This window comes from Sphingomonas sp. BL-S-28 (assembly GCF_055521515.1).
Genome location: NZ_CM145484.1, coordinates 2813305 through 2832313, shown reverse-complemented (window position 1 = coordinate 2832313; position 19009 = coordinate 2813305). Strand labels below are relative to the sequence as shown.

General features: G+C 60.0%; 18 protein-coding genes. 15 read left to right on the top strand and 3 right to left on the bottom strand.

Annotated elements, in window-relative coordinates; all coding sequences use genetic code 11:
• Window positions 1-207: 207 nt before the first annotated feature.
• The 14 genes from ACZ1JC_RS22050 to ACZ1JC_RS21985 all read left to right on the top strand — a co-directional run bounded on the left by ACZ1JC_RS22050 (window position 208) and on the right by ACZ1JC_RS21985 (window position 13784).
• Entirely contained in the window at window positions 208-2250 is a 2043-nt protein-coding gene (locus ACZ1JC_RS22050) for a conjugal transfer protein TraG (RefSeq protein ID WP_465138131.1), read from the top strand.
• A gap of 2 nt (window positions 2251-2252) precedes the next feature.
• The gene (locus tag ACZ1JC_RS22045) at window positions 2253-2651 is read left to right on the top strand and encodes a CopG family transcriptional regulator (protein ID WP_465138132.1); all 399 of its coding nucleotides are present in this window, start codon (window positions 2253-2255) and stop codon (window positions 2649-2651) included.
• Between the two features lie 32 nt (window positions 2652-2683).
• Window positions 2684-3649, top strand: a complete 966-nt coding sequence (gene trbB / locus ACZ1JC_RS22040) for a P-type conjugative transfer ATPase TrbB (protein ID WP_465138517.1) — start codon at window positions 2684-2686, stop codon at window positions 3647-3649.
• 4 nt (window positions 3650-3653) lie between these two features.
• The gene (locus ACZ1JC_RS22035; protein WP_465140211.1) at window positions 3654-4007 is read left to right on the top strand and encodes a TrbC/VirB2 family type IV secretion system protein; all 354 of its coding nucleotides are present in this window, start codon (window positions 3654-3656) and stop codon (window positions 4005-4007) included.
• Entirely contained in the window at window positions 4004-4276 is a 273-nt protein-coding gene (locus tag ACZ1JC_RS22030) for a VirB3 family type IV secretion system protein (RefSeq protein WP_465138133.1), read from the top strand. The genes ACZ1JC_RS22035 and ACZ1JC_RS22030 overlap by 4 nt, the downstream gene beginning before the upstream one ends.
• Entirely contained in the window at window positions 4270-6699 is a 2430-nt protein-coding gene (gene trbE, locus ACZ1JC_RS22025) for a conjugal transfer protein TrbE (protein WP_465138134.1), read from the top strand. Before ACZ1JC_RS22030 ends, trbE begins: the two co-directional genes overlap by 7 nt.
• Before the next feature lie 44 nt (window positions 6700-6743).
• Window positions 6744-7520 carry a P-type conjugative transfer protein TrbJ gene (gene trbJ / locus ACZ1JC_RS22020; protein WP_465138135.1) on the top strand — a complete coding sequence of 259 codons (777 nt, stop codon included), beginning with the start codon at window positions 6744-6746 and terminating at the stop codon, window positions 7518-7520.
• Window positions 7521-7687: 167 nt separating this feature from the next.
• A complete protein-coding gene (gene trbL, locus ACZ1JC_RS22015; RefSeq protein WP_465138136.1) occupies window positions 7688-8989 on the top strand; it encodes a P-type conjugative transfer protein TrbL in 1302 nt (433 codons plus the stop codon).
• Between the two features lie 3 nt (window positions 8990-8992).
• Window positions 8993-9796, top strand: a complete 804-nt coding sequence (trbF, locus tag ACZ1JC_RS22010) for a conjugal transfer protein TrbF (RefSeq protein ID WP_465138137.1) — start codon at window positions 8993-8995, stop codon at window positions 9794-9796.
• On the top strand, window positions 9793-10611 hold the full coding sequence (gene trbG, locus ACZ1JC_RS22005; RefSeq protein WP_465138138.1) for a P-type conjugative transfer protein TrbG: 819 nt from the start codon (window positions 9793-9795) through the stop codon (window positions 10609-10611). The genes trbF and trbG overlap by 4 nt, the downstream gene beginning before the upstream one ends.
• Entirely contained in the window at window positions 10608-11879 is a 1272-nt protein-coding gene (locus tag ACZ1JC_RS22000; protein WP_465138139.1) for a TraB/TrbI/VirB10 family type IV secretion system protein, read from the top strand. The genes trbG and ACZ1JC_RS22000 overlap by 4 nt, the downstream gene beginning before the upstream one ends.
• On the top strand, window positions 11876-12091 hold the full coding sequence (locus tag ACZ1JC_RS21995; protein WP_465138140.1) for a DUF2274 domain-containing protein: 216 nt from the start codon (window positions 11876-11878) through the stop codon (window positions 12089-12091). The genes ACZ1JC_RS22000 and ACZ1JC_RS21995 overlap by 4 nt, the downstream gene beginning before the upstream one ends.
• The gene (locus ACZ1JC_RS21990; RefSeq protein ID WP_465148452.1) at window positions 12088-12345 is read left to right on the top strand and encodes a helix-turn-helix transcriptional regulator; all 258 of its coding nucleotides are present in this window, start codon (window positions 12088-12090) and stop codon (window positions 12343-12345) included. The genes ACZ1JC_RS21995 and ACZ1JC_RS21990 overlap by 4 nt, the downstream gene beginning before the upstream one ends.
• Before the next feature lie 521 nt (window positions 12346-12866).
• A complete protein-coding gene (locus tag ACZ1JC_RS21985) occupies window positions 12867-13784 on the top strand; it encodes a winged helix-turn-helix domain-containing protein (protein ID WP_465138142.1) in 918 nt (305 codons plus the stop codon).
• A gap of 8 nt (window positions 13785-13792) precedes the next feature.
• Here the strand turns inward: ACZ1JC_RS21985 and ACZ1JC_RS21980 are convergent, their stop codons facing one another.
• The 3 genes from ACZ1JC_RS21980 to ACZ1JC_RS21970 are packed head-to-tail and all read right to left on the bottom strand — an operon-like array spanning window position 13793 to window position 16913.
• Complete coding sequence (locus tag ACZ1JC_RS21980) at window positions 13793-15691, bottom strand: 5'-methylthioadenosine/S-adenosylhomocysteine nucleosidase family protein (RefSeq protein ID WP_465138143.1); 1899 nt, start codon at window positions 15689-15691, stop codon at window positions 13793-13795.
• On the bottom strand, window positions 15688-16212 hold the full coding sequence (locus ACZ1JC_RS21975; protein WP_465138144.1) for a P-loop nucleotide/nucleoside kinase family protein: 525 nt from the start codon (window positions 16210-16212) through the stop codon (window positions 15688-15690). The genes ACZ1JC_RS21980 and ACZ1JC_RS21975 overlap by 4 nt, the downstream gene beginning before the upstream one ends.
• Entirely contained in the window at window positions 16200-16913 is a 714-nt protein-coding gene (locus ACZ1JC_RS21970) for an HD domain-containing protein (RefSeq protein WP_465138145.1), read from the bottom strand. Before ACZ1JC_RS21970 ends, ACZ1JC_RS21975 begins: the two co-directional genes overlap by 13 nt.
• A gap of 943 nt (window positions 16914-17856) precedes the next feature.
• Here ACZ1JC_RS21970 and ACZ1JC_RS21965 point away from each other — a divergent pair.
• A complete protein-coding gene (locus ACZ1JC_RS21965) occupies window positions 17857-18768 on the top strand; it encodes a hypothetical protein (protein WP_465138146.1) in 912 nt (303 codons plus the stop codon).
• Window positions 18769-19009 lie beyond the last annotated feature (241 nt).

Sequence of the window (19009 nt, the reverse complement as noted above, 5' to 3'; positions counted from 1 at the left end):
CCTGCTGTTGTTCCTAGGATCGAGATCGACTCGGATGACAGGGTGCTGGCTTCTCGCCGGCCAGAAATGTGCATTGCGGCAGTAGGGGGCAGTATGTGTACCCTATGTGTACGCTAAGGGGCACTATCGGTACCTGTCGCGGGCCTGTTAAATTCGCGACTCTCTCAGGGCTTCGAGGGCTTTTCCCTCGGCGCGCCGGAGAGTTCGATGACCCCGACCCGTCTGCTAATCGACCAGATCTTGCTCGTGCTCGCGATTGTGGTCGCGGGCGTCTGGATTTCGACGCAGTGGGCGGCGGCACATCTGGCGTATCAGTCAGAACTGGGTGCGGCCTGGTTCTGGATCGGCAGCATTCCGGTCTACCGCCCGTGGTCGATCTTTGTCTGGTGGTATCACTTCGACGCCTACGCACCGATCGTCTTTGAGGAAGCAGGGGCTATTGCGGCAACCAGCGGTCTTCTCGGCTGCGGCGTTGCCATTGTCGGCTCGGTATGGCGAGCGCGTCAACGCCAGCATGTCACGACGTATGGTTCGGCCCGCTGGGCGAACGCACGGGATATCCGCAAGGCAGGGCTTCTGGCATCGCGTGGCGTATTCCTCGGAAGCGTCAATGGGCAGTACCTGCGGCATGATGGGCCTGAACACGTCATGGCTTTCGCGCCGACGCGCTCGGGCAAGGGTGTGGGCCTGGTCGTGCCGACGCTTTTCGCCTGGACCGGCTCTGCCATCATTCACGATATCAAAGGTGAGAACTGGCAGCTGACAGCCGGTTGGCGTTCCCGTTTTTCCCACTGCCTCCTGTTCAATCCCACCGATCCGCGCTCGACCCGGTACAACCCGCTCCTCGAAGTACGCCGCGGCATTCACGAAGTGCGCGATGTCCAGAACATCGCGGATATCCTCGTCGACCCCGAAGGGGCCCTGGAACGCCGCAGTCACTGGGAAAAAACCAGCCATTCGCTGCTGGTCGGCGCAATCCTTCATGTTCTCTACGCCGAAAAAGAGAAGACCCTCGCGCGCGTAGCGACCTTCCTGTCCGATCCGGCGCGCAGCTTTGCGAACACGCTCCACGCCATGATGTCGACGAACCATCTCGGCACGCCGGAAGCGCCGCAGGTCCACCCCGTTGTGGCGTCGGCAGCTCGCGAAGTGCTCAACAAGTCGGTGAATGAGCGATCAGGTGTGCTCTCGACTGCGATGTCATTCCTTGGGCTCTACCGCGACCCGACCGTCTCCAGCGTAACCTCGGTATCCGACTGGCGCATTGCCGATCTCGTGTCCGGCAAGCATCCGCTGTCGCTTTACCTGGTGGTGCCCCCCTCGGACATCAGCCGGACCAAGCCGCTCATCCGCCTGATCCTCAATCAGATCGGCCGCCGGCTGACAGAGGAACTCCCGATTCGTCCGGATGCGGTAGGGAAAGGGGGCAAGCATTCGCGCCATCAAATCCTGATGATGCTCGACGAATTTCCGGCGCTCGGACGGCTCGACTTCTTCGAGACAAGCCTTGCTTTTTTAGCTGGCTACGGCGTTCGCGCTTTCCTGATCGCCCAGAGCCTGAACCAGATCGAAAAGGCTTACGGCGAATTCAATTCGATACTCGATAACTGTCATGTTCGCGTGGCGTTCGCGACCAACGATGAGCGCACTGCCAAGCGGATTTCTGATGCTCTCGGGACCGCCACCGAACAGCGGGCAATGCGCAATTATGCCGGTCACCGGCTCGCTCCCTGGCTTGCTCACGTCATGGTGAGCCGGCAGGAGACCGCCCGCGCTTTGCTCACGCCCGGCGAGGTGATGCAGCTCGAACCCAGCGAAGAACTGGTGCTGGTGTCCGGCACGCGTCCCATCCGCGCGTTGAAGCTGCGCTACTACAGCGATCCGACCTTTTCCGGATGTGTTCTTCCGCCGCCGCAGCCTGGCAAGGACGGATATCGGGACATCCCGGCGTCGTCAGCCAACGACTGGTCTGATCAGATCCGGGCCACAGACGACCGTCTGGCGGCGATGGTCGCGTCAGGAGACGACGACGAGGACGGCCTCGATCAGGCACGCCAGCCTGAGACGGAAGGACCATCCATCCCCGTTGAAGACCCAGCTCCGGCAGACGCCTTGGGACTTCCCGATGATGTCGACGATCTCGCGGCTGAAAAGCGCACGATGGATCGCCTCGCCCAGCAGCGCCTAGTGCGCGCGACCTATGCCCTTAATGCCGGCGAACGCGCCGACCAACTCCAACTGGGGCTTTGATCATGACGCGAAAGATCCGCCATCAGGTATTCCTGACAAAGCCAGTAAGTGAGCGCCTTGCGAACCTCGCCGCGGGCCAAGGCGTTAGCAAGTCCGACCTCCTGGCAACGGCTTTTACCGCGTGGCTCGATCGGGGCGCCTACTCCGAACTCGACGGCCTGTTCGGTCGCCGGCTTGATGCAATGACGCACAAGCTCGACCGCTTGGTGAGGGAGAGCAACATCGAGCTCGAGACCCTCGCGCTTTTCATCCGCTATGTTCTGATGGTGAGCCCGCCGCTTGCGGAGAACGATGAGGTCGGGCGCTCGGCGGGCAACCTCCGCTTTGAAGCGTTTCTTTCCCAGGTGGCGCGGCAGGTCGCAACGGCCGCGCGGACGCTGGCCCCCGGAGACAAGCTGTGAACGGCGCCGAGACTGCCGTTCGCCGCCGTGCGATGCTGCGCACGGCCATGGGGCCGGCGATCGAGGCGGCCCTCAGCGATCCGAAGGTCATCGAAATCATGGTCAATCCCGACGGCGCGCTGCGCGTCGATGTGCTCGGCGAGGGCAGGGTGGACACAGACGTGCGGATCGCGCCCGAACAGGTCGAGCGGATCATCCGCCTTGTCGCCAGCCATGCCCGCGCCGACGTCCACGCCGACAGGCCGATCGTATCGGCGGAACTTCCGCCGCACGGTGAAGGCGCGGGCGAACGCTTCGAAGGTGTGCTGCCGCCGGTCTCGCTGGCACCATGCTTTTCCATCCGCAAGCCGGCCGCGCGCATCCATACGCTCGCCGACTACGTCGCGGATGGCATCATGCCGGTGGAAGCCGCAGAAATGCTGCGCGCCGCCGTCCTCGATCACCGCAGCATTCTCGTCGTCGGCGGCACCAGCTCCGGCAAGACCACGCTCGCCAATGCTCTGCTTGCCGAGATGGCCGCGCTCGACGAACGTTTGGTGCTGATCGAGGACACACGCGAGCTGCAAAGCCCGGCGCCTGATACGGTCGCCCTGCGCACCCGGCAGGGCGTCGCCACCATCGCCGACCTCGTCCGTTCGACCCTGCGCTTGCGGCCTGACCGTATCATCGTCGGGGAAGTGCGTGGGCCAGAAGCGCTCGACATGCTCAAGGCCTGGAATACCGGCCATCCCGGCGGGATCGCCACGATCCATGCCAACGGCGCTTCGGCCGCGCTGCACCGCCTCGAGGGGCTGGTGCAGGAGGCGGTCGTCACGGTGCCGCGCCATCTCATTGCCGAGGCCATCGATCTCATTGTCGTCATTTCCGGGCGGGGCCTGGCACGCCGGATTTCGGCCATCGCCAACCTCGACGGCTTCGATCCCGTTAGCGGCGAATACCGCCTGCACGAGCTCTGCTTCCCGTCCGTCCGCTTCCCTTCCACCAAGCAAGGAGAATGACCCCATGAAGACGTCACGACTTCAGCGCTTCGGCATGCGCCCCGATCCACGGACCGCCGTGCTCGCGGCCGCTGCAATGGCAGCGTCGCTCACCGTCACCGCGCAGAGCTGGGCTGCTGGTTCCGGAATGCCCTGGGAGGAGCCGCTCGAACAGATCCTCGAATCCGTGCAGGGTCCGGTCGCCAAGATCGTCGCGGTCATCATCATTATCGTCACTGGCTTAACCTTGGCCTTTGGCGAGACCTCGGGCGGCTTTCGCCGGCTGATCCAGATTGTCTTCGGCCTCTCGATCGCCTTTGCCGCATCGAGCTTCTTCCTCTCGTTCTTCAGCTTCGGCGGCGGAGCGCTGATCGCATGAATGCGGCCGGCCAGCACATCGAGGGCTTCGAGGTCCCGATCCATGTGAGCCTTGGCGCTCCGATCCTCCTCGGCGGCGCGCCGCGCGGGATCGCGATCCTCAACGGCACGCTCGCCATGGCCGTCGGCCTCGGACTCCAGCAGTGGCTGGCCGGCCTCTTCATCTGGGCGGCGGGACACAGCCTCGCCGTGCTCGCTGCACGGCGCGATCCCGATTTTGCGCCTGTGTTGCTGCGCCACTTGCGCCAGAAAGGATACCTCGCGTGCTGAACCTCGCCGAATATCACAGCAAGGCAGGGCGCCTTGCCGATCATCTGCCCTGGGCCGCGCTGGTCGCGCCGGGCGTCGTCCTCAACAAGGACGGCAGCTTCCTGCGGGTTCTTGAATTCCGCGGGCCCGATCTGGAATCGGCGACCGAGGCCGAACTGGTCTCGATCTCGGCGCGCGCCAACAATGTCCTTCGCCGGTTCGGCTCGGGCTGGGCCCTGTTCTTCGAGGCCGAGCGGCGCGAAGCTGCCAGCTATCCAGACGATGCGTTTCCCGATGCCGCCAGCTGGCTCGTCGACCGCGAGCGCCGCGCTGCATTCCTTGCCGAGCACAAACATTACGAAAGCGCCTATTACCTGACGCTGACCTGGCTGCCGCCTGCCGACAGCGAGGATGCCGCCGGGCGCAAGCTGGTCGAGCGCGCAGACGACGAGAAGGGGCGTGACTGGCGGGCTTCGCTTGGCGGCTTCATTGCCGAGACCGATCGTGCGCTTGATCTCTTCGACGGGTTCATGCCCGAGATCCGTGCGCTGGGTAGCAGGGAACTGCTGACCTATCTGCACACGACGATCTCGGATCGCCGCCATCCGGTGCGGGTCCCAGAGACGCCGATGTATCTCGATGGCCTCCTCGTCGACACGCCGCTGGTCGGCGGGCTCGAACCGATGCTGGGCGACCGCCACATCCGGACAATCTCGGTGCTCGGATTTCCGAACGTCAGCCGCCCCGGCATCCTCGATGCGCTCAACCATCAGGACTTTGCCTACCGCTGGGTCACGCGCTTCATCGCGCTCGACAAGTCCGAGGCGACCAAGGTCCTGACCAGCCTGCGCCGGCAGTGGTTCAACAAACGCAAATCGCTGACCGCCATGCTGCGCGAGGTGATGTACAACACGCCGGCGCAGCTTCTCGACAGCGATGCCGACAACAAGGTGGCCGATGCCGATCTAGCGCTTCAGGCCTTGGGCGGCGATCATGTTGCCTTCGGCTACCTGACGACGACGATCACCGTCAGCGACACGACACGCAGCGCGGTCGACGCCAAGATGCGGCAGGTCGAACGCGTGCTGGGCGGGCTCGGCTTCACCACGATCCGCGAGCGGGTCAACGCGGTCGAAGCCTGGCTCTCGTCAATACCGGGACACGTCTACGCCAATGTCCGTCAGCCGCTGGTCCATACCCTGAACCTGGCTCACCTGATGCCGCTCTCGGCCGTCTGGGCCGGACCGGCACGCAACGATCATCTGGGTGGCTCGGTCCTGCTTCATGCCAAAACCTCAGGCTCGACACCGTTCCGGCTGTCAACGCATGTCGGCGATGTCGGGCACATGTTCGTCGCGGGCCCGACCGGGGCCGGCAAGTCGGTACTGCTGGCGTTGATGATCCTGCAGTTCCGCCGCTATGCGAATGCGCAGGTCTACATCTTCGACAAGGGGCTGTCCGCGCGGGCGGCGGTGCTGGCTTGCGGCGGCACGCATCACGCGCTCGGGCTTGGCGGCGAGAACGGTTCGCTGGCGTTCCAGCCACTGCGCGACATTGATGATCCCGCGCAGCGCGCCTGGGCGGCGGAATGGATTGGCGCGATCCTGGCGCAGGAGAACGTCACCGTCACACCGGAAGTGAAGGATCAGGTCTGGCTGGCGCTCGGAAGCCTTGCGAGCGCGCCGCCCGCTGAACGGACGATCACGGGTCTCACTCTCTTGCTGCAATCGAAGGCGCTGCGCACTGGGCTCGGACCTTACACGATCGACGGGCCCTATGGCGGCCTGCTCGACGCTTCGGAGAGTTCGCTCCATCTCGCCGACCTCCAGTGTTTCGAGACCGAGGCGCTGATGGGACACGGCTCCGTTGTCGGTCCCGTGCTGACCTATCTGTTCCATCGGCTTGAGGAACGCTTCGACGGTCGTCCGACCTTGCTGGTGCTCGACGAGGCCTGGATCTTCCTCGACCATCCGCTCTTCGCCGCGCGCATCCGCGAATGGCTGAAGGTCCTGCGCAAGCGCAATGTCTCGGTGCTGTTTGCGACGCAGAGCCTCGCCGACATCGCCGGTTCGCCGATTGCGCCGGCGCTGATCGAAAGCTGCCCGCAGCGCATTCTGCTACCGAATGACCGGGCGGTGGAGCCGCAGAGCCGCGAGATATACGAGCGCTTCGGGCTCAGTGAGCGGCAGATCGAGCTGATCGCGCGCTCGACGCCCAAGCGCCACTACTACCTGCAATCGGCGCGCGGGAACCGGCTGTTTGAGCTGGGGCTGGGCGATGTGGCGCTGGCGCTGTGTGGCAGTTCCGATCCGATGACCCAGGCGCGGATCGACGCCGTGCTCGCCGAGCACGGTCAGGGCGAGTTCTTCGCGCGCTTTCTCGCCGGCACGCACGCCGCCTGGGCGGCCGACCTGATCGGCACCTACCCCGGTCCGGGGAGCTGACCTGACCGGGCGAAATGAACTCTTGTGACACGACGTGAAGGAGAATGCCGATGAACATTTCGTCTCGCCCACATGCTCCAAAGCAGCCCCGGAAGCTGGGTGCTGGCATCGGAATGCTCGCTTTGGTGGCCGCCGGCGCCATCGTCTTCGACGCAATGATCACCAGCCCACCTGCGCATGCGCTGGTGGTCTACGATCCCACCAACTACGCCCAGAACGTCCTGACGGCGGCGCGCGCGCTGCAGCAGGTCAACAATCAGATCAAGTCGCTGCAGAACGAAGCGCAGAGCCTCGCGAATGAGGCGAAGAACCTCTCGACGGTCAGTTTTCCGGAGCTTCAGGCGCTGACCCAGACGCTCCAGAAGATCGATACGCTGATGGGGCAGGCCCAAAACATCCAGTTCAAGGTCGCGAGCGTCGACCAGCAGTTCAGCAAGCTCTATCCTGATGCCTTCGGTCAGTCGCTGAAACTCGACGATTCTGTGACTGCCGCGCGTTCGCGGCTCGATACGCAGGTCGCCGCCTATCGCCAGACGGTGACGATGCAGGCGCAGATCGCCGAGAACGTCGAGGCCGACGCCACGACCATGAATGCACTGGTCCAGCGAAGCCAGGGCGCCGAGGGCACCTTGCAGGCACTGCAGGTCACCAACCAGCTGCTCGCGTTGACGGCCAAGCAGCAGTTCCAGATCCAGCAGATGTTGGCCGCTCAGTTCCGCGCGCAGGCCGTGAGCGACGCCAATAGCGCCCAGTCCGAGAGCGAAGCCGACGCGGCGACCAGGAAGTTCCTGGGCACCGGCTCGGCCTACACGCCGAACTAGACCGCAACCCCATCCCGACAGCGGCGGCGGATCGCCTCTCCTGCCGCCGCGCCCGCGGGGCACGTGCAATCGGCCCCGGCCGTGCCCCGCGGGCACCCACCACCTCAGCGCTGCGCTGAGCGCGATGTCGCGCGCTTGGCCCGCTCGCCAAGACAGGACGATCGCACGTGGACGACCTCAACATCATCGATCAGTTCATGACCGCTTTCATCCGCTATATCGACAGCGGCTTCGGGCTGCTTGGCGGCGATGTGCGGTTCCTTACCGCAACGCTGATCGCGATCGATGTGACGCTGGCCGGTTTGTTCTGGTCGCTTGCCGGCGAGGACAATGTGCTCGCCAAGTTCATCCGCAAGGTGCTCTATGTCGGCGCCTTCGCCTTCATCATCAACAGCTTCTCGGCGCTCGCCGACATCATCTTCCATTCCTTCGCGCAGGCCGGGATCACGGCCGGTGGAGGATCGCTCACTGCGGACGATCTGCTTCGCCCCGGGCGTCTGGCCGGCACCGGGTTCACGGCAGCATGGCCGCTCCTTGAGCAGGCCTCGAAGCTCCTCGGCTTCACCAGCTTCTTCAAGAACTTCCTGACGATCGCCGTACTGCTGATCGCCTGGCTGCTGGTGATCCTCGCCTTCTTCATTCTCGCGGTGCAGATGTTCGTCTGCATCATCGAGTTCAAGCTGGTGGGGCTTGCCGGCTTCATTCTCGTTCCCTTTGCGCTATGGAACCGGACCAGTTTCCTGGCCGAGCGTGTGCTGGGGCATGTGGTGAGTTCGGGCATCAAGGTCATGGTGCTAGCCGTGATCGTTGGGATCGGCTCGAACTTCTTCGATCAGTTCACCCAGGCGCTGCAGGGGCAGGAACCCGACATCGGGCAGGCCATGAGTCTGGTGCTGGCAAGCCTCGCGCTCTTCGGCCTCGGCATCTTCGCGCCATCGGTCGCCAGCGGCCTTGCATCGGGAGCCCCGCAGCTTGGAGCGGGCGCGGCTGCAGGTACGGCGCTTGGCGCCGGCGGCATCGCCATGCTGGCAGGGGGAGGGGCCGTTGCCGGCGCGCGTCTCGCCGGCACGGCGCTGGGGGGTATCCGTGCCGGTACTTCGATGGGCAGCAGCGCGGCGGCCGCAAGTTCGGCCAGCCATGGCGGCGGGGCTCATGCAGGGTCGACGGTAAGCCATTCAGCGGTTTCTGGCGCGGCGGACAGTCACGCCGCCCCCTCGACTTCTGGGCCGTCCGCCTCCCCACCTACTTCCAGCGGAGCCGCACCCTCTTCACAATCCGATACTTCGCCGCCTTCATCTTCCGCACCGGGCGCGTCCGCCGAAGGGGGCGAAGGCGTGCCTGCCTGGGCCAAGGTCATGCGCGCCGAGCAGACAGCTCGTCATCGCCGCGACGTCGCCATCCACGCTGTCCAGCAGGGTGATCGCGGTGGCGGCGCAACCACTCCCGACATCAGCGAAAGGAACGACTGACCCATGCGCTTCAAACGCAGCGTCCAGCTCTATGGGCGCACACCGCTTCCCGAAACGCCCTTCCAGCGCGCCGCGCAGCTTTGGGACGAACGGATTGGCTCCGCCCGTGTCCAGGCCCGGAACTGGCGGATCATGGCCTTCGGTTGCTTCGGCCTTTCCTGTGGGATGGCGGCAGGCCTCATCTGGCAGTCGCTCCAGAGCAGGGTGGTGCCTTATGTCGTCGCGGTGGATAGGCTTGGTGAGCCCCACGCTGTCAGTAAAGCCGAGGCTGGTTATCAGCCGACCGATCCGCAGATAGCCTGGGCCTTGTCCAAGTTCATCGGACATGTGCGCGGGCTCTCGCTCGATCCGGTGATCATGCGCGATGGCTGGCTTGAAGCCTATGACTTCTCGACCCAGCGCGGCAGTCGGTTCCTCAGCGAATACGCGAGGGGCTCAGGCGCGCTAACGGGGCTCGGCGAGCGGACAGTCTCGGTCCAGGTCACCAGCGTGGTTCGGGCCTCGAACAAGAGCTTCCAGGTCAAATGGATCGAGAACGCGTTCGAGCGCGGCAGCGCGGCCGGCACCAGCCACTGGACCGCGATCCTGACCATCGTCCAGCAGGCACCGCGCGACAGCGAGACCCTGCGGAAGAACCCGCTCGGTATCTATGTCGATGCCATCGACTGGAGCCGGGAGCTCGATGTGCCTGGTCCTGGCGCCGCAGCGACACCGGCAAGCTCTGTCCGAGAGGAGGCTGCTGCCGCCCCATCCGTTCTTGCCGATCCCAATCCCAATCCGGAACAAGTCAAGGAGGTACTGCCATGAAGACTTCGCTACTGGCTGCGGCTGCCTTTGCCGTGGGCGTCCATCCGGCAGACTTGCCGGCGCGGGCGAAAGCGCCGACGAGTGCCATGAGCCGCTTCAGCGCCGAACCGTCGCCAACTGCCTGGGTCAATGCCCGCCAAGTCTACCTCTGGTCCGACGGCACCGTGTACCATGCCTATACGCAGCCCGGTATGATCACCGACATCGCGTTGCAGGCGGGCGAGGGGCTGATCGCGGTCGCCGCCGGCGACACTGCGCGCTGGGTGATCGGCGATACCTCCAGCGGAAGCGGCGAGGACAAGCGCACGCATGTCCTGGTGAAACCGTTCAGCACGGGCCTCGCGACCAACATCGTCATCACCACCGATCGGCGCACCTACCATTTGCTGCTGACTAGCCGCCCGAGCGCGGGCATGTCCGCGCTCTCGTGGAATTACCCGCTCGATGAACTGGTTGCCGTGAAGGCTGCGCAAGCCGCATCCGAGGCGGCGAAGCCGGTTGCCGCGGGGCTTGGCGTTGAGCAGCTCTACTTCGGCTACGTGATCACCGGCGATGCGCCGACCTGGGGGCCAATCAGGGCTTTCGATGATGGTCGGCAGACCTTCATTGAGTTTCCGTCGTCAATCGGTGTCGACGAAGCTCCGCCGCTGTTCCTGATTGCCGCCGACGGTACGGCCGAACTGGTCAACTACCGCATGAAGGGACGCTTTTATGTGGTGGATCGCATCTTCAACGTCGCCGAGCTTCGGCTTGGAACGAAGAAGCAACAGATAGTGCGCATCACTCGAGGCGGCGAAGGGAGGGCGCGGCGATGAGCGAGGTGCTGGAAGCAGGCGATGCCATACAGGTTCCGCGCCCCGTAGCGATCTCGCAGGAGGTGCAGTCCGGGCCGAGTGAAATTCCGACGTCCGCGCCGAAGCTCGATCCCGAGACGCTGGCAATTCGTGCCCGCACGCCGCGTGTTACTCGCTTCCGCAAGGAAGTAATCATCGGCGGGAGCGTTCTGGCTTCGATTGCCATTATTGGGATAGCGTGGATTGCGCTGAAGCCGAGGATCATGGGGCACGTCGTGGCGGATAGCATGATGTCCCAGCCGGATCGAAAGCCTGCGGACGACGCGCTGGCCGGGCTCCCCAAGAGCTATGGAGATGTGCCGAAGCTTGGTCCGCCGCTTCCGGGCGATTTGGGGCGGCCGATCCTGAAGGCACAGCAGCGACAGTTGGCCAACCCCAGCATGGAGCCGATTGCCGCTTCACGCGTCGACGAAGCTCAGCAGCGACAAGCAGCAGACCTCAAGGCAGCGAGGCAATCCTCGCTGCTCATTCAGGGAGCGCGCGCACCAGCTGGCACGCCAGGCGTTGCCGCCACGACTGCGCCGGAGGTTTCAATCGGCCCAAGACAGTTAGCGAATAGCGATACATCGAGTTCGGCGGCGGACCGCAAAACCCAATTCGCCGAGAAGCTCGACCAGCGCGGCGATGTAAACCCGCACAGTCTGGCGGCTCCGGTTTCGCCCTATATGGTGATGGCAGGCAGCGTCATCGCAGCCAGCCTCGTCACGGGCGTGAATTCCGATGTGCCGGGGATGGTCATTGCGCAGGTCACGCAGAACGTCTTCGACAGCGCGACGGGTCAGACCTTGCTCATTCCGCAGGGTGCAAGGCTGATTGGCAAGTACGACAGCGTCGTGGCCTACGGCCAGAGCAGGGCACTGGTCATCTGGCAACGCCTTGTGATGCCCGATGGCAAGTCGCTTCGGCTCGACAACATGCCGGCGACCGATCCATCGGGCTACTCGGGCCTCTCGGACCGGGTGAACAACCATACTGGACGGCTGCTCAAGGGCGTCGCGATCGCTACGCTTCTTGGCATTGGCACGGAACTTTCGATAACCGGCGAGAGCGATCTGGTTCAGGCGATCCGGGAGTCCGCTCAAACCAGCGTGTCACGCGCCGGGGATCAAATCACGCAGCGCAATCTCGATATTCAGCCTGCTATCGATATCCGGCCGGGCGCGCCGGTAAGACTTGTGGTGCGGCAGGATTTGGTACTGGCGCCTTGGAAAACGGAGGGTGGACGATGAGCACGATCAAGCTGTCGAAACTGCCGGACAAGACGCCGGTCAAACTTGCGATCATGGTCGCGCCCGAACTTCACCACAGCTTGCAGCAGTATGCGAAAGTCTATGCCGCCGCCTACGGGGACGAGGTTCAGATACCGGAATTGATACCTGCAATATTGATGGCTTTCCTCAATGCGGACCGCGGCTTTCAGCGGCTGAGAGGTCGGAGTTGAACGGGTTAGAGTTCTCGAGGCTGGCCCAGGTCAGCACCGGGGAGGGGGGCAACACAAACCATCCCGAAAGAATTCTACGGCTTTCTGCTGTGCTTGAACGCACGGGTCTGACTCGCTCGACGCTCTACAGGAAAATTCAGGCCGGCACGTTTCCACGTCAGGTTCGCGTCGCCGACCGTTGCACGGGTTGGCGCGAAAGCGCCATTACAGGGTGGCTCAATGATCCGCTGTCGTACTGGGATGGCGAGCCCTAAAAGCGTCGAGCGTTGCGTATGAGGGGTTAAGGGAAATTCGGTGGGCGATGAATGATCTCCCTGTCGCCGCTGGTTTCCAAAGCATCTGAGCGACTGCGATTGGGACTTTTGCGACGGTCGGCTTGCGAGGAAGCGCTGCAGGAAAGCGGCCATTCACGGGCCAGCAGGATCCTCCTGCCGAAGGGCGGCAAAGCAAACTTCGTTGCAGTTGCCGAGGCAACGGCGCGCCCTGAAAGCGCACCGTCCGATGCATGTCCATTGGCCGAACGGGAATCGCTTTGGTATGCGGTGAGTGGTAGAAACAGGATTCGATATCCTCACCGCACCGCCCCTGCTACGGTCAATGTTATGAAAGATTCAGGCGGCGACCCGGGAGGGACAATGAACTGATGCTTGATTTAAACCGTGCGAGAACTCTTCGGATGAACCGACTGACGTGTGTATTGTGCCCAGGGTGGCAAGCGGATGCCGTCCGAGCCTGGATGGTGAACAGCCTCCCCTGTCTGGGTTAATTGTCCGCCGTGGACAATTATCTCACTCTGGCAAGCGCAATTCTGAGGGATGCCCGTCGCCCCATGTCGCCCAAGGAGATTCTTCAGGCCGCATATCAGCGCCAGATTGTGCCAGCAGACCTGTATGGGAAGACTCAGCATAAAACGCTGCAAGCCCGACTGTCCGAAGATATATTGCGTCATAAATCTAAGAGCCAGTTCATGCGAACCGGTCCGGGTCGATTTTTTTTACGCTCTTTCGTAACCGATAAAGGAATCCCAAACCGTTATAAGTCGGAATACAATGGCCCTTTTAGGGCTGACCAACTGCGCAGATTTCTTGTTCCAATTGTTTTGCCTCTGAAGACAGCGATAGTCGACGGCTTTCAAGAATTGGGAACATTGGATGAACTGTTACCCAATCAAATAGAATATGCAGAACTCGCCTCCATCTGGAATGATCCGGATATGATTTTTATAAGGGTGATGGTGGTTCTGCGCTACAATGACGGCATATTCCTATACCGCGCGTCACAGCCGCATGGTGACATTATAGAGTCGACGCTGTCACTTGGCGCAGTAGGATTCGTGAGAATTGAAGACAAATCCCTTTTTTCCAATGATCCATTGGGTTTAAATGAATCTGCACATCGGACGCTCATCGAAAGGCTTCAGTTCGGAGCGGCACAGTTGGATGCGCTACAAGCGCCAAATAGTTCCAAAGATGTTCGTCTCATCGTGGGAGCGATTGAAGAGCAGCGAGCAACTCCCATCATTGCGGTCTATACATTTGTCTGCAGCGAAAATTTCTCATTGCCGGAGGCTCTTCCACCGGAGACTTTAGTTTGGCGAAAATTTCCTATCCAGATCAACAATCTGGATGATCTTGATCCTTGGTCTAGATTTATTGTCGCAAACGAACGAATGCATTCAGCGATAGGGGTTTAAACTCGTCCTTATTCCAGCGCTTCGAATAGCTTGTCGACCGGTAGGAAGCGAAGCAACTCTGCAATTGTCCGCATTCCAATCTTCCGCCACGCATCGTCACCCTTGGATGGATCGGCAACGTCCGAGATGACTCGGAGCATGCTGACTTTTACGTTGAAAGCATCCGCCGCCGCACAGACGCCCCCTGCTTCCATCTCAACGCCCAAGAGTTTGTCTGCGTGTCCTAGCAGTGTTTTGCGCCATTCGTCACTTGCGACAACTTCGTCAGCGCTCGCCATTTCTCCATAGTCAACCGAAGGGCGCCTATCAGCTGGCCAGTCAGCTTTTTCAATAGCGGCGGCGATCCAATCGTCCTTCGGAAAAGCGTCAGATTGCAAAAGAGCCGCCAAAGCCCCGCTCAAAGCATAATCGCGCTGGCGGAATTTAGAGTTTGCTGTCCCTTCCGTATTGTCGATCACTTTCCGTGATGCGAGGTCGACGACCTTTTCGACGCAAACCAAATGACCTTGGGTGACATTTTTCTCGGCGAAACCCCCGCCCAATCCGACGATCAGGATCATCTTAGGCTTTGCTTGCCCTCGTTTTTCCAAATAGCGTGTCACTTCAACGGCGGCGCGGACACGTCCCATCCCTTTTGAGCAGATTACTTCGACAGGATGGTCCCCCAATTTGCCGGTCGCATAAGGCGGAACATGATGCTTTTGAAAGCCTAGTTGCTTGGCTAACACCTCAAGCTCCTCATCCAGCGCGACGAAGAGGGCTAGATCGGCGATTGGTTGGGTCGTCACTTTGGCTACTCGCATTTGGGGCTGAGGCTGAGGCTGGAGCTGTGTTGGTACCGTAGTTGAGATCGAGGCTCTTGAAGTCAATCCATGCTGCAGGACAATGGCTTGTGCAACATCCCCCATCGCGTCCGCTAGCTCAAACAACTCGATGTCGCCTGGGAGATTGAAAACGTTATTGAAGCGTGCGGCGAACTCGCCCCACCTGAAGGAAGATTGGGCGGCAGCCCTGGCGGCGTGAAAGCGAAGTGTCAGCAACGACTCCGCTTTCTCAGCAAGCGCTACATAAGCGTCGATGAAGGCGACGAAACCGGGTTTTTTCCGGAGAGATACCAAGATTGATGCGGGCGCATCAATTAACAAATTCCAAAGAGAGAAGCTGTCGAGAAATGCTTCTAGTCTTTCGAAGCAGAAGGATCGTGGCTTCCGTGGAAGTAAAAAATCCTCAATCATATGCGGCAAACGGGTAAGAGCGACTAATTTATATTCTGCGCAATATTGAGAAAAATAAGTGTGCTGCAGAACGCTCCGCAGCTCACGCTTCGCTTGCAAAGCTGACGGATCCAACATTGGTGAGATAGCAGCCCATGTCAAAGCTGTACTTTCCTGGTTAAGAATGCCGGGAATCCCAGTCAGTTGGTCGATGTCTTTAGCCGAGAGAATCTTCTTGACGGGGTGCCAAATCCTGCGGCCGCGCTCTGCGTCGCCCTCCCAGCCGCTTAAGATGCCTTCCGTAATGTGGCTCTTCCGCCGGATTAGACCTTTGGCATTTTCCCCAAGAAAACCCAGCCGACGATCGCTAAACAAACCAGAATAACGGTCGCGCATTGGCATATAATCACTGCGCTTTTTCTCGGCATAGTCGCTGAGGCTTGCCTCGCGGAGAGGAAATCGGATGAGTGCCGTCTCCAGAAACTCCTTGTAAACCTCCGCCCAACGAAAGGCGACCTCATCCTCTAAAATGAAGCCCGGGGGAGCAAAGCAATGATCTTCGCACAGTATAGCGGCTGCATTGATTGCCCGAGATAGAAGGCGTGGATGGATATTTCCGTAGTGCGCGTCAAAAAGGCCGTAGATTTCCCTACTATCTCTATTCAAAAAATGCAGGAATACATTTGACCTCACTTCTGGAATGGGCCGATAATCGCTGAAACGTGGTCAAAGAGGTCGCCCAAGGTCCCATTGTTGACAAGGGTATGATCGGTTACGAACATGTCGAGTTCGGTCTCAGACCTATGGGTACCATTCTGGTATGGATCAAACTGCTGCCCTCGGCGGCCCAGACGAGTTACACGGTCGTCTTCAGAGGCATCGACCCGAATAATCGTACACCCCAGGGCCTTAGCAAGGGCGTGGTCGGTCGCAAAGCGCAGCGAGTCGATCACGATAGACTCACCTTCGGCTAGATCGTGTAGCGCAGCGCGCAAGAAGATACTGGGATCAATGGGTGTTAGAGCATCATCGAGCATTTGGGTGGAGGCCTTGTCCTCATTCCCGAAGAGCATGCGCGAAATTCGGCGGCAGACCGCGCCCGTCTTGACGATGCGGCATCCAGTCAGGCCGTGCAAGATCTTCGCCGCCTCTGACTTTCCCGACCCACTTTTACCAACCAGCGCAAACCGACGCTCTTGCATCATTTCTGACATAGATAGTCCGAGAATTGCCCGACGATATGCGTTTCGACCACTTTATGATCAAGCCCCCGAACTTTTGATACACGATCAATCAGTCTAAATACAAGAACTTCATAATGCTTAATAATAGGAGGAAAGGACTTAACAGCTTTAGCACTATATCTCAGTGAGAAGGCCAGATGCTCGTTGCTCATCCTGCCGTCCTTTTTCGCAACCACAAAAGCAAGCGCTTGGAGCTTGTCCATCGCCTTCACAAACCGTGCTTCTTTGGTGCGCTGATGTATGACGTCATCAAGATAGTCAGCTTGTAAAGCTGCAGCGGTGGGACTTAGATGACTCAGATACTGCTTCATTGCTTCAAGTTCGGCCAAGTCTTTGCGCACTCTCGCATCAACCTGAAAAGCATGCGACGTTTGACCCCGCCCGTCTTTTCCAACTGGGTCGTAATCCCCGGTGATCATCTCTAGTTTGTCGTGAAGGATCGCAAGGGCGAGCACTCGGCCTAGATCAAGATTTGAGAAGTGGCTCGCAACCATAAGCGCTGCGTCAGCGACACTCCAGCTATGAGCCGCTACGTTTTCTAGCTTGTAGCCGGGTTCGGCATCATCGGCGAGATGGGCGGCGCGCGACTCTTCGCCCCAATGGATCTGATCGAGGTACCGTCGAACCAGTTGGAGATTTAATGCCTCCATGATAGCGTCGATGTCGCGCATAGCGTCAGTGAGCGACGGAGATGCGAATCCGATCGTGTCGGCGGGACTTACTTTAGGAAGAGGTAACACAGTCGCCATTGTTCAGCCCATTGGCATCAAATTAGATTTCGATCTGCTCAGACCCGCCGAATTATCACGACCCCTTCTTGCACAGTCAGCTCAGCATGATGACGTTCTCCCCACGGCAAGTAATATACTTATTTTTCGTGCATATAGCAACTCGCTCCCAGCAACGCTCGACAGCGTCGTTTTAGGTCACGAGGGAGCCCTGCGGAGACGGGCGCGCCGCGCGCCATGACGTGGGCCTATGGCAGGGGGGGGCCCAATTAACCCTTCCTGTCGATTTACAATGGACGTCTCCGATGCTTGCCGGGTGGCAGGCCAGCGCTACAGACTTGCTTTCGAGAGCGAACATGCCCGTAAATACCCAGAAATAGGTGAATTTTTCGGCATCCGACACCGAGTGAGGGTCAGCTATTCCCAAATCGGCTATGGACCGAACATTCGCCTAGCGGAAAAGGCGCCCAGACGAAGGAAAGCTGACAAGCCGCAACTGGGAACATGAAATTGACTGCTGAACGACCGGGAAGGGTCGACGGCGGGGCGGTAGCCACGCGCCCATCCAAGCCGCTCAATTGGGAAATGAGCGCGCCTAGGAGCGCTCAGTCCCCTTATGACTGAGGCTGGGACAAATCCGTCGTTCCCGGCTTGCCACTTGAAGGAATAATCCACGCTCCAGCCTTTGCACGGGCGCCATCGTCGATTGACGGAGGTTGGGCCAGGCGCGGAATGTCGAGTCTTGGTGGCGGCAGTGGCTGTGACGCGCAGTCAGTAAGTATAACCCCCAAGAATCCCCCCTGCTTCCGTAATTCACGGCGTAGAGTTGCCATGTTTCATCGAATGTGATGTCTATGCATTTGGCATAACGCCAGGGGGGACTATCATGATTTCGATTCCGCGCTTGATATCGATAACCGCCTTCTCGATTTTAATTTCGAGTAACGCACATTCTCAAGACTACATACCAATGCCAAAACCAGATTTGAATAAATCTATTGTCAGCAATCTGGGGGTTGCCGGAGTTCCAAATATTGCAGCCGTAGCATCTGGGGCATCAATAAACAAAAGCACAGTTACTCCGGATCCATTTACATGCACTACTCCGCCTACCATGCAGGAGCTGACAACAAATACGACCACCAGGGACATGACTGGTTCAATGGCATTTTCGCTTGGAATCCCCTTGGGAGCAGCGTCGGCAAATGCCAAGTCACGGGTTCTTGTTCAGGACTGGACTCGTTCCAAGCCATGCCTGTCTACGGACGGAACGACGCAGCTGATATATGGTCAAGCTGTTCGAGTTATTGTAAGCATTTCAGAAATTGACGCGAAGGCGACCATGGCGACAATCGCTGCGCAAGCAACTCTGAACGGTAAGGCTAGCTCGATTGAAGGAATGTTGGTCGGCATCACAGATCCTACTGCACAAGCTGCCATGACGGGTTTGCTTGGACCTCTTGATGTTGAGAATTTCAAAGACAAATCACTCGTGGTCAAAAGCGTAGCTGATCAAGTTCTGAGCGGAACTGGCGGCACGGTTCAATTTATCGGCGTTGTACCGCGGAAGACTGATCTTAGTGTTGCAGTTGCCTCTAGTTATGCGCTGCAGCAGATAGCCAACCAAAAATCCTGCACCGAGACTAAAGGGAAATTCCCAGCCGCGTCGCTGCCTGTTGCGAGTGGAATAGAAGTTGTTTATGTTTCTCTTACAGGAACTTGTAGCAGCGATAAGCCAGATGCAGTTGCGAAGGCTACGGCTCAGCAAGCGTTGCTAGGGGTAAAGCTCAGCATGTAATCAAGTGCGCGGCGGAGTTACGGTGTCATGCACTTACTTCGCCGCGCGCCTTCTGTTGAATAGCAAACAGAGGTTTCGACGTTGTTAGGTCGGAGCACCAGCGTCCTCTTTGTCGTGCACTGCCGCCCGACCGCTTAATAGAACGGTTGCAGCGGGAACGGTCATTCATGCGCACGCCGCGAAACGTCCAGAGTTGGTCGGTAGCTGGCTCCGAGTGAGTGTCAGCTATTCCCGCTACCCG

Coding starts and splice junctions, on each gene's coding strand:
- ACZ1JC_RS22000 (WP_465138139.1), top strand. CDS start 10,608: ATGAGCGAGGTGCTGGAAGCAGGCGATGCCATACAGGTTCCGCGCCCC.
- trbJ (WP_465138135.1), top strand. CDS start 6,744: ATGCCGATGAACATTTCGTCTCGCCCACATGCTCCAAAGCAGCCCCGG.
- trbG (WP_465138138.1), top strand. CDS start 9,793: ATGAAGACTTCGCTACTGGCTGCGGCTGCCTTTGCCGTGGGCGTCCAT.
- ACZ1JC_RS22030 (WP_465138133.1), top strand. CDS start 4,004: ATGAATGCGGCCGGCCAGCACATCGAGGGCTTCGAGGTCCCGATCCAT.
- ACZ1JC_RS22045 (WP_465138132.1), top strand. CDS start 2,253: ATGACGCGAAAGATCCGCCATCAGGTATTCCTGACAAAGCCAGTAAGT.
- trbF (WP_465138137.1), top strand. CDS start 8,993: ATGCGCTTCAAACGCAGCGTCCAGCTCTATGGGCGCACACCGCTTCCC.
- ACZ1JC_RS21965 (WP_465138146.1), top strand. CDS start 17,857: ATGATTTCGATTCCGCGCTTGATATCGATAACCGCCTTCTCGATTTTA.
- trbB (WP_465138517.1), top strand. CDS start 2,684: ATGCTGCGCACGGCCATGGGGCCGGCGATCGAGGCGGCCCTCAGCGAT.
- ACZ1JC_RS21970 (WP_465138145.1), bottom strand. CDS start 16,913: ATGCGCGACATCGACGCTATCATGGAGGCATTAAATCTCCAACTGGTT.
- ACZ1JC_RS22035 (WP_465140211.1), top strand. CDS start 3,654: ATGAAGACGTCACGACTTCAGCGCTTCGGCATGCGCCCCGATCCACGG.
- ACZ1JC_RS22050 (WP_465138131.1), top strand. CDS start 208: ATGACCCCGACCCGTCTGCTAATCGACCAGATCTTGCTCGTGCTCGCG.
- ACZ1JC_RS21995 (WP_465138140.1), top strand. CDS start 11,876: ATGAGCACGATCAAGCTGTCGAAACTGCCGGACAAGACGCCGGTCAAA.
- ACZ1JC_RS21975 (WP_465138144.1), bottom strand. CDS start 16,212: ATGTCAGAAATGATGCAAGAGCGTCGGTTTGCGCTGGTTGGTAAAAGT.